General features: G+C 53.6%; 13 protein-coding genes. 2 read left to right on the top strand and 11 right to left on the bottom strand.

The window, feature by feature from the left end:
- Window positions 1-7 precede the first annotated feature (7 nt).
- The 11 genes from SK38_RS06075 to SK38_RS06025 form a co-directional block, all read right to left on the bottom strand.
- Window positions 8-844, bottom strand: a complete 837-nt coding sequence (locus SK38_RS06075; RefSeq protein ID WP_082196945.1) for a DMT family transporter — start codon at window positions 842-844, stop codon at window positions 8-10.
- A 52-nt stretch (window positions 845-896) separates the two neighbouring features.
- Window positions 897-1274 (bottom strand): hypothetical protein, encoded by a 378-nt coding sequence (locus SK38_RS06070; RefSeq protein ID WP_048235393.1) that lies wholly within the window; start codon window positions 1272-1274, stop codon window positions 897-899.
- A gap of 23 nt (window positions 1275-1297) precedes the next feature.
- Window positions 1298-2299, bottom strand: a complete 1002-nt coding sequence (locus SK38_RS06065; RefSeq protein ID WP_048235392.1) for an HAD family hydrolase — start codon at window positions 2297-2299, stop codon at window positions 1298-1300.
- Window positions 2296-3309, bottom strand: a complete 1014-nt coding sequence (locus SK38_RS06060) for a BatD family protein (RefSeq protein ID WP_048235391.1) — start codon at window positions 3307-3309, stop codon at window positions 2296-2298. Before SK38_RS06060 ends, SK38_RS06065 begins: the two co-directional genes overlap by 4 nt.
- Window positions 3306-4820, bottom strand: coding sequence for a tetratricopeptide repeat protein (locus SK38_RS06055; protein WP_048235390.1), 1515 nt, complete (start codon window positions 4818-4820; stop codon window positions 3306-3308). Before SK38_RS06055 ends, SK38_RS06060 begins: the two co-directional genes overlap by 4 nt.
- Window positions 4817-5794: a VWA domain-containing protein gene (locus SK38_RS06050; protein ID WP_048235389.1), complete on the bottom strand. Its 978-nt coding sequence runs from the start codon at window positions 5792-5794 to the stop codon at window positions 4817-4819. Before SK38_RS06050 ends, SK38_RS06055 begins: the two co-directional genes overlap by 4 nt.
- Entirely contained in the window at window positions 5787-6227 is a 441-nt protein-coding gene (locus SK38_RS06045; protein WP_048235388.1) for a DUF4381 domain-containing protein, read from the bottom strand. Before SK38_RS06045 ends, SK38_RS06050 begins: the two co-directional genes overlap by 8 nt.
- Entirely contained in the window at window positions 6228-7133 is a 906-nt protein-coding gene (locus tag SK38_RS06040) for a DUF58 domain-containing protein (RefSeq protein ID WP_048235387.1), read from the bottom strand.
- Window positions 7133-8137 (bottom strand): AAA family ATPase, encoded by a 1005-nt coding sequence (locus tag SK38_RS06035; RefSeq protein WP_048235386.1) that lies wholly within the window; start codon window positions 8135-8137, stop codon window positions 7133-7135. Before SK38_RS06035 ends, SK38_RS06040 begins: the two co-directional genes overlap by 1 nt.
- Window positions 8134-9429 carry an anaerobic sulfatase maturase gene (locus SK38_RS06030; protein WP_048235385.1) on the bottom strand — a complete coding sequence of 432 codons (1296 nt, stop codon included), beginning with the start codon at window positions 9427-9429 and terminating at the stop codon, window positions 8134-8136. Before SK38_RS06030 ends, SK38_RS06035 begins: the two co-directional genes overlap by 4 nt.
- An 81-nt stretch (window positions 9430-9510) precedes the next feature.
- Entirely contained in the window at window positions 9511-11103 is a 1593-nt protein-coding gene (locus SK38_RS06025) for an arylsulfatase (RefSeq protein ID WP_048235384.1), read from the bottom strand.
- Between the two features lie 626 nt (window positions 11104-11729).
- Between SK38_RS06025 and SK38_RS06020 the strand changes: the two genes are divergently transcribed.
- Together SK38_RS06020 and SK38_RS06015 are read left to right on the top strand one after the other, a co-directional pair.
- The gene (locus SK38_RS06020) at window positions 11730-13343 is read left to right on the top strand and encodes a mechanosensitive ion channel family protein (protein ID WP_032943434.1); all 1614 of its coding nucleotides are present in this window, start codon (window positions 11730-11732) and stop codon (window positions 13341-13343) included.
- On the top strand, window positions 13343-14458 hold the full coding sequence (locus SK38_RS06015) for a BamA/TamA family outer membrane protein (protein ID WP_048235383.1): 1116 nt from the start codon (window positions 13343-13345) through the stop codon (window positions 14456-14458). Before SK38_RS06020 ends, SK38_RS06015 begins: the two co-directional genes overlap by 1 nt.
- Window position 14459 lies beyond the last annotated feature (1 nt).

Raw genomic sequence — 14459 nt, 5'->3', positions numbered from 1 at the left:
AATCAGTCTATTTTGCTCCTTTTCTCATATCAGAGAAAATAACTAAGCCAATTCCAGCCAAAATTATGACGCTTGCGAGAAGGATTCTGACGGTGAGCGTTTCGCCCAAAAATAGGATCCCACCGAGAGTGGCCAGACAAGGTACGCTGAGTTGAATAGTACTGGCCGTTGTGGACCTGAGTAAGGGGAGCAATGAATACCAGAGCAGATATGCACCTCCCGATGTAATTGCACCAGAAAGCACGCCCAGAACTAATCCATATATATCGATATGAAGATGAGAATGGAAGAATAGGGGAATAATCAATGCGACCGGGATTGCCAGGATGAAATTCCCCCCGGTTGAGGCAGCAGCATCCGTGATTTTTTTCCCTGTGATACTGTAGAAAGCCCAGGCTAACCCAGCAATAACCATCATTATTGCAGCATACAAGGAAGGGCGTTCTGCACCAGGAAGCAGCAATATGGCTATTCCAGCCAATGCCCCGAGTATTCCTGTTATTTTTAAAATTACGAGCTTTTCTCCCTGAGCTATCCCCCATACTGTCATGACGAGCTGAACGGTACCAAAGAGCAGCAGGGCACCAGCACCGGTGCTGAGAGAAACATAGGCAATGGAGAATGAAAAAACATAGATGCAAAGGAGCAGGGCATTTAACCACTTGAACTCAAATTTTCTGCTGTCAGATGTTATCGCAATAAAAAAGAAAAGGGCAATTGCGCCACTTATCAACCGGAGGCTGCTGAATGAAATAGCATCAGCATGCATCCCCTTTAATGCGAGTCGGCAAAGTACGGAGTTGCCGGCAAATGCGACCATTGCGATGATGATTCTGATGAGCAAGATAACGTCCTTTAGTCGATACGATAATTAGCGCAAGATGCAGGTGTTGTCTTTAAAAACAGGTGTGTTGATTAACATAATTGCCAACATCAACGACTCTATTCGTGTTGGGATCGACATTAAGAACGACAAAACGCATTTGCGGGCAGAACAGCTCAGCACTTTTCTTGCTGCATTCAGTTTGTAGCCATCGATGCTCACCCTGTTCGGTTACAACCGTGTTCACGTTTCCGTATTCGCTGCACACAAAACCTTTTTCAGTTGCTCTTTGCCTTGCTCCCTCCAGGCTCAGACCAATAACATTCAGCTCATCGACCTCTTTGGCATGTGTGCTGTCGGAAACACGGGTTAATGTGCAGCTCGACAGCGTAGAGGTAGAAAGTAGTAACAATATGATACGTAAGAAGATGTTATCGTCTTTCAGGAACATGGACTGATGCCTTAAACTGATCGTTATGGTGATGATTTCACGACGCACTGCGCCGGGTCAAATACGGTCTTCCAGTCCTGTTTCATATCAACCACGGTCCAGCCATGCGATTTCGCCTGCGTTAATCCATCAACAAGTTTTCCGCTTGCGGGTGGGTGACTATCATAGGCGTATTCACGTGCGGCATCGGTATGATGGACCAGCAGTCCGAAGGTTTTCGCGTCCGGATTGGCGGCCGTGTACTGCAGCATGGCGAGATCGCCATCGCTATTGCCAAATGCGCCCACGGGGCGCTGCCCCATAAACAGGTGGATCGCCACGGGCTTGTTCGCCGCGTCATCATTGAAGGCTCCCGACATCGTCTTGGTGATTGTTGTCCCATCTCCGGATAACGCGAACTCGCCGAGCGCGAACGATCCGATCACCTGTTCTGGCGGAATACCATACATTTTTTGCGAGAGCACGCGCATGAAATCTATCCCGCCGCCGGAAACAATCCAGGTTTTAAAGCCATTCTCTCGTAGATAATCCAGCAACTGACGCATAGGTTGATATCCCATCTGGTCATACTGGCAGCCAAAACGTGGGTCTTTATGCGTTGAAACCCAGTTGGCAACCCGCTGAGTAAAGTCCTCCGTTGTCATGCCACTGTGCGTGAGCGATAGCAGGTGCATAAGCCCTTTTTCTCCTGAACCGACGACGCTTTTGAGGTCGTCTTTCAATACGGCCTGCACCAGCGGATCGTTCGACCAATTGGGATTTTCTGGGGCAAGACGTTTAATCTCGTCCAGCGCGAACTGGATCTGAAACGTCATCGGCGCTTCCGGCCACAGTGTCCCGTCATTATCAAATACGACGTAGCGTTTATCAGTGGGAATAAACGTTGGACGATCGGGGTTGGTGGCATTTTGTACCCATTCTTCAATAGCGTGTTTGGCTGCCGTGTCATTCCATGCGGAGAGGGGCTCAGCCGCGGCGGTGCTGCAAAGGCCGCATAAAGCCAGTGTAATTAACGTACGCTTCATTGTGAGTTCCTGTTATCTGGGGTTTGTCCCGGTAACGAAATCGGCTGCCAGAATCGGCACCAGCGGTGAGATAAATAACGCGCGCTACGCAGCAATGTGCGGCGGAAAATAAACATAAGAACTAGTAAAGCGAGGCCGCCCGTCAGCAGCAGCACGGTCGACCAGGTGAAGGTGTCGCGGCTGCCTTTTAACACAGATTCTGCCCCAGCGGTGCGTGAAGCGGCAACGGTATATTTACTGCCGGGCAGTTCAGCGATTTGCCATTGCTGATGGGTTGTATCCCACCAACGTAATTTAATCGGCGGTAGTGTGATTTCTCCTGCAACAACCGGTAAATAGCGGAGTGTTTCCACGCGTTCAGCGCCTGTAATGTCACCGCGCCCCGACGTCAGCATACGGTTTTCAGGTGTCAACCGTTGGGTGTGCGTGCCGTTTATAGCATACAGCAGCTGTGGGATCTGAGCGGGCATGACATCGGTAGCGCTGGCGGTGACGACGCGTTCGATTACGTCACCGGCGCGCAGCGTTTTATCTTCACCACTGCGGTAAATATTGACCTTCTGGCTGAGCGACAAGCTGGACGCGGGCAGAAAACGGTCCGGTTGTTGGACGCCTGTCGGCCAGCTAACCGCCGTTTCCAGTGCAGGCAGATTGACCGTTACGGGGGCTTGCCCGGATGCGGTTAATGTCATTTCGAAAGCCGGTAAATCCAGCTTACCCTGATCCCATGCAGTGATTTGGCGTTCCATGCGCACGCCGCTCCAGCTTGTACCGCCATCGTGACGGGTCAGCAACTGATTCGGTGACGTGCTGGTTAGAATATCGCCATTTTCTACTGGGAAATCGGGCCACTGCGGCGGCGGGTTAAACCAGGAATCTGTCCAGAACGTTACCGCTACCCGCACCGGCTGGCCAGGGACAACGTGTTCTGGGGCGATCAATTCGCGGGAGACCGTCATTGCCGCCTGGCAGGGAAGTACCGCCAGCAGTAATAACCAGATAAGCTTCATTGGTCTTCTCCTGGCTGGGTTCGGTAGAGGCTTTCTAACAGCCCGGAAGGTGAAACCGCCAGATTTTCATACCACTGATTCACCTGTGGATTCCCTCCGGCAATGGGCTGAATATCCTTTTGTTCTACCCCCTGGTGGGGCTTCAGGTCGTGCTTAATTTCATCGGGTTTATAATCTTCTTCTTCTCCCTGAGCCGATTTATTTTCGCGCTCCTTTTGTCGCAGTTGCATGATGATTGCGGCGATTTTTGCGCGGTTACCCTGCGCCAGCTTCCAGTCCGGGCGCAGGCTTAACGCCCGATCGTAGCTGTTCAACGCCTGTTGCCACTGCTTTTGCTGGGCGTAGCTATTGCCTGTCCAGAGCAGTGCTTCCGGGGTTTGTTCCGCCTGTCGGAACGCGGCGGTAGCGGCGGGATAATTTCCCGCCCGATACCATGCGATACCTTGCCGGAGTGGATCGTTAAAATGCTGGGCCGCGCGGGCGTAATCCCCTTTGGAGAACGCACGCTGCCCCTGCACATCGGGGCTTATCCAGGCATCCAGCCAGGCGGCGTGGCCGGAAGGCTGCCAGAGCAGCAGCGGCGCGACCAACACCCAGCAAAAGAGCTGGCGTCGCCAGATTAACAGCAGGGCAAGTATTGGGATCGTTAGCATCCAGCCATCGTTCCGCCAGTGTAAATCGCTGCGGGCATTGTTCTGCGCGGTGACGCTTTGCTGGATGTGGCTCTGTACCACGGGCAGGTCGTCATCATCGGCGGTCACCAGCGTGACCGGAATTCCGTCGTCGCGCACCTGCTCGAAGCGCGAAACGTTCAACCGTGTATCCGTACCACTGGCGGCATATTTCTCGGGCAGCGCGCCCCCTTGCGCGGTTCCGGGCACCCAGATTTGTAGCGGCGTCTTTTGTTCGCCAAGCCATCTGGCGTCTTCTGCGCTTAAGGTATCGGCCACCAGGATAATGCTGCGCGGCGCGGCGGGCATATTACGCATTGCCAGCGAGACCGCATGTTGTAATCCAGAACCTTCGCCAGACGGTAATAGTGCAGGCGTTTGCGCATGCAGGAACAGCGAGTAAAAGGCCGTATCGACGGTAAGTGGAGTGGTAAGCCAGGCCCCGGCGTTATAGACCACCAGGCCAAAGCGTGTTCCCGGCATGCGTTCCATCAGCGACATAATTTTGGTCTGCATCCGCTGATGTCTGCTGGGAGGCAGGTCGCTGGCAAGCATCGCGGTATCCTGCTGCAAAATCACCATCACGTTGCTTTCTGGCGTCAGGGCGGCAGGAAGCTGACGCTGCCAGCTTGGGCCTGCGAGCGCGATAACACCAAGCATCACCAGCCACGGCAGCGCCCGACTAAGTTTACGTTGTCGCCCGACGATCAGCGCGTTTGCCAGCGACTTATCCATAATGCGTGACCAGGCGCTACGCCCGGCAGAGGGTAACCACCACAGCGCGATGGCAGGAATCAACAGCAGCAAACACCAGGGGTATAAAAAGTGAAAATCACTCATGCCATTCTCTCCCTGAGCGCGCGATAAATATTAAAAGCCAGCAATAAAACCAGTGCGGCAGCGAGAGGCCAGGCAAACAACGGTATTCGCCATGACCAGCCAATACTCTTCACCTGCACCGGCGTGATGGCGTCAATTTCTTGCCAGACCGCATCCAGCGACGCACCGCTGTTTTCGGCCGTCCATGCGCGCCCGCCGGTGGTATGGGCGATATCCTGCAAAAGACCTAAATCCACTTTGTCATCGCCGCCGCTGTTCACGTCGCCAAACGCGATGGTGTGGACCTGTACGTGGTGGCTGGCCGCCAGCTGTGCGGCAAGGCGAGGTGTCAACTGCGAAGCGGTGTCGTTACCGTCGGTCAGAAGAATGGCCAATTTGCTGGCGTCATTATCGCCGCTGGAATCTAACAGCTTCACCGTCACGCCCAGCGCGTCGCCAATCGCCGTCTGTTGCCCCGCCATGCCTGGCGCAAGCTGATTGATACGGGTTTCCAGCGCCTGTTTATCCTCACTGACGGGCGCAAATGGCCAGGCGCTGTTAGCAAAGATCACCAGACCGATACGATCTGATTTGCGGGCGGCCACGAATTTTTTAACCGATTCCTGCACCGCCTGTAGGCGCGTGATGCCCCCTGCAACATCGTTTTTCTCCATGGAGCCGGAAACATCCAGAATCAGCATGATGTTGCGCATTGGTTTTTCAATATGCTGTGGCGGAGTCAGTAATTCCGGGCGGGCAAGCGCGCAGACCAGCAGCGCCCAGACCAGCCAGAACAGCCCGGTCGATAACTTTCCGCTGTGGGCAGGCTGGCTATTGAGCTGGAGTTCATTGATCAGCCCGGGCAAAAAAGGGACCCGAACATACTCTTTAAGTGAGCGCTCTTTGGCCATCACAAAGCGGCCTACCAACGGTAGGATAAGTAGCAGCCAGGCCCATGGCCAGGCGAACGCCAGCCGTGAGAAGTATTCAGACATGGGGTAGTCCTTCAAGCCAGGTGCGAAGCTGCACACGCAGCCGCGCGGTATCGGCATCACTCAACTGGTTGTCTGGTTGACAGTATCGTTCGCAAAGACGTTGGCGCAGCGCATTATCCAGTGGGACAGACGGGAGCCATTGGGCAGGGGCCAGCGCACCGCTGACCTGTTCACGCGGCTGATGCACCAGCAAAATACGTTTCATCAGCAGCAGCCAGCTGTCCACCGTTTGCGGTTGAGTGAGGGCCGTCAGGGCCTGACGACGCCACAGATTGCGGCGCCATCTGGCGACGCGAAAGATGAGAAAAACCAGTATCACGAGAAGCACGACGCCGCCCAGAGCGAACCATCCCGGCGGCAGGGGAAACCATGACGGTGAATCGGGGAGAACCGGTTCCGCCAGTTCGGGTACCGTAAATCCTTTCTCCAGCATCTAAACCCCTTTTTGTAGCTGTCTGAGCAGATCCCCGGCGACAACAATCTGCTTCACCTGGACGCCAAGCCGCGTGAGGCGCGACGCCTGCGCCGAAAGCCGCGCTGCAATACTCTGTTTGATGCCGTCCTGTAGTGCAGGCGAGAGTGAAAATGCCGCCTCTTGCCCTTCATAACGGGCCGCCAGTCGCCCGTGAGCAGGCAGGCGCAAATGCAGATCGTCGAGCATCACGAACGCGCTTACTTCTCCCCGACGGCGCAGGGCCGCCAGCAGTGCATCGCATTCACTATCCATATCGTGAAAGTCGCTGATTAACGCGACCCAGCAGCCGGTTGGAATCAACGGCAGGCTGTGGCGCAGGATGGCTGCCAGCGTGAGCGGATGGGGGGCTTCATGCGGATAGTTGTCCGCCACGGCGTGGTTGTACTGCACTAAATCGTCGAGAAATGCAGGGAGTGAAGCGTTTGGCGCACGGCATTTGCGCAGGGAAAAGTCCTGGTCACCAAAGACGATACCGCCTAAACGATCGCCGTCGTGCCAGCTGCGCCAGGCCAGCAGCCCGGCGGTTTTAGCCGCAGCGACGGATTTAGTCTGCACGCGCGTCGAAAAAAACATATCCCGCCGCTGGTCGACCAACAAGAACACGGGACGTTCTTTCTCTTCGTTATACAGGCGAATCCACGGCGTGCGCATGCGCGCGGTGGCCTGCCAGTCAATCAGCCGGACGTCGTCGCCGGGCTGATAGCGGCGTAGGCTGTCAAAGTTCAGCCCGCGACCTTGCTGTCGTGATGTGCGCTCTCCGCCAAGTGCACCTGGTGGGATCTGCCCTGGCGGATTGGCAATGGCTCGCGCATCGCCAGCGAGCTTCAGCAGCGTATCGCGGTCAACGCGAACGGCACTGTTCATCACGCTACCACGGCATCAAGGAGCATCCGTACGGCATCATCCGGCGTGCAGTTGTCGGCGCTGGCCTGGTAGCTGAGCATCAGGCGGTGGCGCAACACGGCCGGGGCTATCTTTTTAATGTCTTCTGGCAGCACCGCATCCCGACCTTCCAGCCAGGCCTGCGCGCGACCGCAACGCTCAAGGGCCAGGGTGCCACGGGGACTAATGCCAAAGGTCAGGTACCCGGCCAGCGTATCGCTCACTGACTGCGGATGGCGGCTTAAGTCCACCAGATTGACGATATAGTTTTCGACAGTAGAGGAAACATGAACGGCGGAAATAGCCTGCCAACATTCGGCAATTTCTTGTTGGCTCAGTATCAGCGCATCGGGTTGTTCAGGTGCGGCCGGTGTGACGTTCGTCAATTGTTGGTACTTTTGCTGCTGTTCTCTGCGCACCAGTTGCATCACTTTCTGTTCGTTTTCTTTAGACGGGTAATGCACCAGCACCTTCATCAAAAAACGGTCCAGTTGGGCTTCCGGCAGCGGCCAGGTTCCTTCCTGATCCACCGGGTTTTGCGTGGCAAGGACCATAAAAACACCGGGCAGAGGCCAACTGTTGCCCGCCACCGTTACGTGACGTTCTTCCATGGCTTCCAGCAGAGCGGACTGCACGCGCGCCGAGGCGCGGTTAATTTCATCGGCGAGAATGATATTGCCGAACACCGGGCCAGGGCGGAAGCGGAACTGATCCTCTTCGCGGGAAGCGTTTTGCTGATAGATTTCGCTGCCGGTGATGTCTGAAGGCAGAAGATCCGGCGTGAACTGAATACGGCGGTAATCCCCCTCAACGTGGCGCGCAAGCTCACGCACAGCGCGAGTTTTCGCCAGACCCGGTAGGCCTTCCAGCAGAACGTGTCCATCACAAAGCAGGGCGATGATCAGCATGCGCACCAGCTCTTCCTGACCGAGAACCTGCTCATTCATGCGTTGTTCAAGCTGTAATAATTTTTCTCGATTTATCATCGGCGTAGCCCTGCAAAATCACGTTTAAGTAAGGTTGTGATGCCCACCAGAATCGGCTCGGCATAGTTAAAAAAGGCTTTAATGCCCGGGCAAAGGTAGTTCAACCCCAGCTCGCCGTCCGGTGCGCGGACAATGCGGTTTTTCGGGCATTCGCCCCAGCACAGCTTCAGATAAGGGCAGGTTTTGCAGTAGTTGGGTAGCGTGTCGCGTTTGCCCATGCCGAAGGCTTTTTGCCGTTCGGAAAAAGCCAGGTGTGAAAGTTGGGCATGTTCAATATTGCCGATCTGGTACTCGGGATAGACGTAGTGATCGCAGGAAAAAATATCGCCGTTTTTCTCGATCGCCAGCCCTTTACCGCAGAATTCTGAATGGGTACAGATTTGAGCAGGCATTCCCATAGTCTGCGCGACCGCCGTTTCGAACAGATTGACCTGTACGCGGCCCAGATCGTTATTAACCCACTCTTCAAACACGGCGATCAGAAATGTGCCCCAGTCCTCCGGGTCAACTGACCAGTCGGTGACGATCGAATCAAGATCGCCAGGGCGCGCGCGGCGGCTACCGGTTAACGGGATGCTTTCGTCCTGCCAGAACTGTGGTGCGGTTTGCTTGAAATCAACCGGTTCGACGCACGGGTTAAACTGTACGTAGGTTGCGCCCAGTTCACGGGTGACGAAGCGGTATACTTCCAACGGAAAGCGGGCATTGGTGCGGTTTACCGTGACCAGGGCGTTAAATGGGACGCCGTGACGCTTGAGGGCCTCAACGCCTGCCATCACTTTGTCGAATGTCGGTTTGCCGCTACGGGTGACACGGTAGCGGTCATGCAGTTCTCGTGGGCCATCAATTGACAGCCCCACCAGAAATTGATGTTCTTTAAGAAATTCAGCCCATTTGTCGTTCAACAACACGCCATTAGTTTGTAAATCGTTCTCGACGCGCTGGCCGGGCTTCTGGTACTGCTTCTGAAATTTGACTACTTTCTGGAAGAATTCCAACCCCATCAATGTGGGTTCGCCACCTTGCCAGGAAAAGACCACCTGGTCGCCGTCCTGGCCATCAATGTATTGACGAATGAAATTCTCTAGCACCTCATCGCTCATGCCAGTATGTCTGTCCTGATGCAGCAGCTCTTCTTTGTGCAGGTAAAAACAGTAGGAACAGTCAAGGTTACAGGTCGAGCCGGTGGGCTTGGCCATCACATGAAAGCGGCGCTTGTATTCTGGCCCTTTGCCGTCATATTTTTCCGCCGACGGAAGCGCTTTAACCGGTAGTGTGGTGCTGTACTTCATATAGCAGACCCCTAACAAGAAAACGTCACTACTCTTCAAAAAACGGGCAGGCTGTCTGAACAGCCTGCCCGGAGGCTTAGGTTATTTATTGATATTAGAGCCTTGTTCCAGCATCGCCGAAGCGTCGGAAATGGTGAACGAACCCGGTTTCTGACGCGGTGGGAACTCTTTGAAGGTTTCCAGCATCTGTTTCGCGTATTTCTGCGCGCCGCCCATCAGGAACAGACGGTCGTAGAACCAGGAGTTGTAGCCCTTACCGTCGCTGCCTTTCTCCAGCGGATCGACTTCAAGGTCAAAGATCAGTGGCGTACGCAGCTTGGTGAACGGGTATTTCCACAGATCAAGACCGGTATGCTCCTGAATCATAAAGTGAACTTTCCAACGTTCGTAGCGCATAGCCAGCAGATCGCCGTCATCGCTCCAGTAGAAGAACTCTTTACGTTGATTCGGGCCCTTGCCCTGGAGGTAGTCGAGCTGGTTGTAGCCATCCAGGTGCACCTTGTAGGTAATGGACGGCGTTTTGTAGCCTTTTAACAGCTCGTTTTTAATGTTCGGATCGCCTGCAGCCGCAACCAGGGTAGGGAACCAGTCGTTACTGCCGAAAATGCCGTCAACGATGGTGCCAGGCTTAACGTGGCCCGGCCAACGAATCATCGCAGGTACGCGGAAACCACCTTCCCAACCGGTGTTCTTCTCGCCGCGGAAAGGCGTTTCGCCTGCATCCGGCCAGGTTGCTGTCATCGGGCCGTTATCGGTGGTATAGACGAGGATCGTATTGTCTTCGATGCCGAGATCTTTAATCTTCTGCAGCACTTCACCAATCATCTTGTCATGTTCCACCATGCCGTCAGCGTAGGTTCCAAGGCCCGTAGCACCAATACTCCCGTCTTTCAGGTGCGTTTTGTTATGCATACGGGTGGTATTGAACCAGGTGAAGAATGGCTTACCGGCTTTAACCTGACGTTCCATGAAGTCGTTGTTGGCCGCGAGCGTTTCTTCGTCCACGGTTTTCATACGCTGGACGGTAAGCGGACCGGTATCTTCAATCTTGCCATCGGCGGTGCTCTTAATGACGCCACGTGGGCCAAACTCTTTGCGGAAGGCCGGATCTTTCGGGTAGTCCGGGTTCTCCGGTTCTTCTTCGGCGTTCAGGTGGTAAAGGTTACCCATGAACTCATCGAATCCGTGCGCGGTTGGCAGGAATTCATCGCGATCACCGAGGTGGTTTTTACCAAACTGGCCAGTAGCGTAGCCCAGTTGCTTCAGGATGTTCGCAATGGTCGGATCTTCTTTTTGCAGACCCTGCGGCGCACCCGGCATCCCCACCTTACTCATCCCGGTACGGAACGGCATTTGTCCGGTAATGAATGAAGAACGGCCAGCGGTCGAGCTTTGCTCAGCGTAGTAGGAGGTGAACTTGGCACCTTCGGCAGCGATGCTGTCGATATTTGGGGTTTTATATCCCATGGTGCCCTGATTGTAGGTACTCAGGTTCCAGTAGCCGATGTCATCACCAAATATAACGACAATATTTGGTTTAGATGAGTCTTGCTTTGGCGTATTTTCCGGTGCGGTAGATGTCGCCGGTGCAGCATGAACAGTGGACACAGCGCCAGCTGCTAACGTTAGCACACTGGCAATCATCGTCCTTCTAAAAGGGACACTTTTATGCATGGTGGGGAACTCCGTTCATTAGGAAAGCCTTTTGAGTATAGACACGAAAAAAATCCTCCAAATTTTTTCTAATGGAGGTTAATTACTTTCACAAGATAACTATTCGAGAATTCCTGCAAAAATATGAATAATGCAGGGCATATCTTTCGCATCGTGATTAATTTAATGCAGCTTAATTAAGGCGGAGGGGTTATTCCATCTGGAAGTTATTTAATAATAAATTATGGAAGAAGTTATCATTATTGGATTTCAACATAATGCTGAATCGATGCAACACACACTGACAGTTAATTTTACGCACCAGGACGCTATGCAAGCCACGCGGATACATAGCTGCCAAATGCTCTATTCAGGTCAAAGAGGTGCTATTTCTTTACGAGTGGATACGCTGACTGACCCCGTAGGGAAACGTTATTTACCTTTTTATCAGAGGAGATAATCGAACGCTTATATTTAGTGATGAGGAAAAGAACCTTTGAAAGGCAATGTCATCTTTCACATGAAATGAAGATCTCTTTATCACTAACATTGCGTAAGTGAAAGGCTGGTCTATGCTAAAAAAAGCAATCAAATTTGCGTTGGCTTTTTGAATAATAACGATAATTCTCGTGTTTTCGGTGGCGAATATGAACAGGATTGTGATCGCTTTTTTAATGTGCTTTCTTTCCTCTTTGGTTGTTAACACATATGCGGCGGAACCTCGTCAGGAGCCCACCGAAAAGGAACGCGCGCGAACGGTTTATATTTTTCATCAACCGATTGTCATGCTCCAGGCGAAATTCGGCCTTACCACGCCAGAAGAACGGGTGCTGCGCATCCGCAATACGCTACGAAATTTCACTGAAGCCGATGTTCGCGAACCGCTACAGGTTGTGTCGGTCACGCGTTATAACCAGCCGGGAAGGCTTATCGTGATGAACGGTAAACCGGTGATGTTGCTGACACAAGGCGATCTCGACGAAGGAGACGATCTTACGCTCGACCAGGCTGCGCAGCGCGTACTGGCGCGCATGGAGGCGCAGCGGTCTGCATTGAGCGATCAGTATAACAGCGGCTGGCTGGCGCTGTCGGCGGTGAAAACGGTGGCTGGTCTGGTGGGACTGGTGCTGTTTTGGTTCGGTGCATACCGTTCCTGGCGTTGGGTCAGACGCGTTTATCGTCGTCGCATTTTTGAGAACAAAAGCTGGATCCCCCAGAGTTGGCGGCGTTTTATCGGCGCTATCGAGACACGCCTGTATGCACTGTTGATGATCCTGCTGGGTATCGTTGCACTTTACGTTTGGCTGAGTTGGGTCTTTAGCCTGTTTCCCTGGACGCGCGTCTGGGGAGAGTCCCTTGGTGACTGGTCTGTACGCGTAGTGCGTGATATTGCATTGTCGATTGTCTCAGCGTTACCTGGCTTGATGATCGTCCTGATCATTTTTCTCATCACGGCGTTCATCCTGAAGTTGCTTAAGGTGGTTCTCAACCAGGTGGAGGCAGGGCGTTTGCAGTTGCCTGGAATTCATCCAGAAACCGTGGGCGCAACCCGTAAGTTAATCTCTGTAGTGGTGTGGCTCTTTGCGCTATCTGCAGCCTATCCCTTTTTGCCCGGTGCCAATTCACTGGCGTTTAAAGGTATCAGCGTTTTCTTTGGCCTGATGCTCACGCTGGGGTCGGCCGGGGTGATGAACCACGCAATGAGCGGACTGGTTTTGATCTATTCGCGCGCGCTGCGCAAAGGCGACATGATTCGGGTAGCGGATAACGAGGGATTGGTAAGCGAAATTGGTATGCTCGCGACCAAAATTATCACTCGTGAAAATTACGTGGTCACAGTGCCAAATGCGGTAGTGGTTAGTGGAAAAATTACTAACCTTAGCGCGCAGAGCACCAACGGCGGCGTCAACCTGACGGTCGGCGTTACCATTGGCTACGACACGCCCTGGCGCCAGGTCCACGCAATGCTGGAGTTGGCAGCCAAGCGGGCCAAAGGAATCGATCTTTCACAGCCGCCGTTGGTGCGTCAGCTGAGTCTGATGGACTGGTATATTTCCTATGAATTGCAGGTGCGCCTGCTGCCGGATGTATCACTGGCAGATGCCCGTAATGAACTGCATAGCAATATTCAGGACGTCTTCAACGAATTTAACGTGCAGATTATGTCTCCGAATTTTGTGCTACAGCCAGAAAACAGCGTGATGGTGGCCAAAGAGAATTGGTATACCGCACCCGCAACACCGCCAGAAGGCGGGAAATAATGCGTTGGCTTTTTCTGCTAATTCCTCTGCTGTGCTGGCGCGCTATGGCGACAGGGCTTATCGATCCTGAAGACGGCATGGTGGACATGAGCCGTTATTTACAAGAAAACCCGTACGGTTTTCTACCGATTCCGCTGGTTATTACCGAACCGGCCGTTGGTTATGGCGGCGGCCTGTTCGGTCTGTTTCTGCATGGCAAGGGACGACAGGTTGATGGGCAGTTTATTCCCCCGGCCATGAGCGCGTTTGGCGGTGGCGGAACGCAAAACGGTACCTGGTTTGTAGGTGGAGGGCATCGCCACACCTGGCAGGATGACCACATTCGCTATCTGGTTGCAGGAGGCTATGCCGATGTCAATCTGGATATATATTCTGGTGACGTATTGGGCTTTGGCAATAACCGGGCCGTGGAAACCGAAACTCGCGGTTATGGCGGTATGCAAAAGCTTCTCTTTCGCGCAGGGGATTCCTCCGTTTTTCTGGGAGCATCACAGTTCTGGGCAAAGATGAATATCTCCGCCCGCAATAATCCGCTCGTCAACCAGGTATGGCGGCAGCTATTGGGTGAAAGCAGCATCACCTCTGCATTGGGGCTGGTAGCGGAATACGACACAACCGATAACTTCTTTTGGCCCGGACGCGGGCTTTCTCTTAGCGGCGAGTATCAATTCTACGGTCACTATCTTGGGGGCGACTATCGCTACGACCTGCTGACGCTCGAAGGCAAGTTTTTCCTGCCACTGAACGCCGACTGGACGCTTTCACTTGCAGGGGACTATCAAACGCTGTCGCAGCAGGATAAACATCTGCCACCGATGGCGCGCCCTTATATCGAACTTCGTGGTATCTCTCGCTATCGCTATCAGGGGGATGACGTGAGTACCGTTCAGACGCAGTTAGCCTGGCAAATGTCGTCGCGTTGGATTGTTTTGGGTTTTGTCGGTGCTGGAAGTGCGGCAGACAGTACATCAGAGCTTTACCGTAGCGCAGAAGTGGCCTGGGGCAGCGGTATTCGATATTTGATTGCGCGCGAATACGGACTGCGTACCGGTGTAGATGTCGCTTTTAGCGATAACGAACAAGCAGTTTATTTTAATGTTGGCTCTGGCCTGTAGG

Origin of the sequence: Citrobacter sp. MGH110, from assembly GCF_001037515.1 — a bacterium.
Taxonomy (GTDB): Bacteria; Pseudomonadota; Gammaproteobacteria; order Enterobacterales; family Enterobacteriaceae; genus Citrobacter; species Citrobacter portucalensis.
Note: the sequence above shows the minus strand (reverse complement) of the source record. Positions and strands in the feature narration are given on the sequence as shown.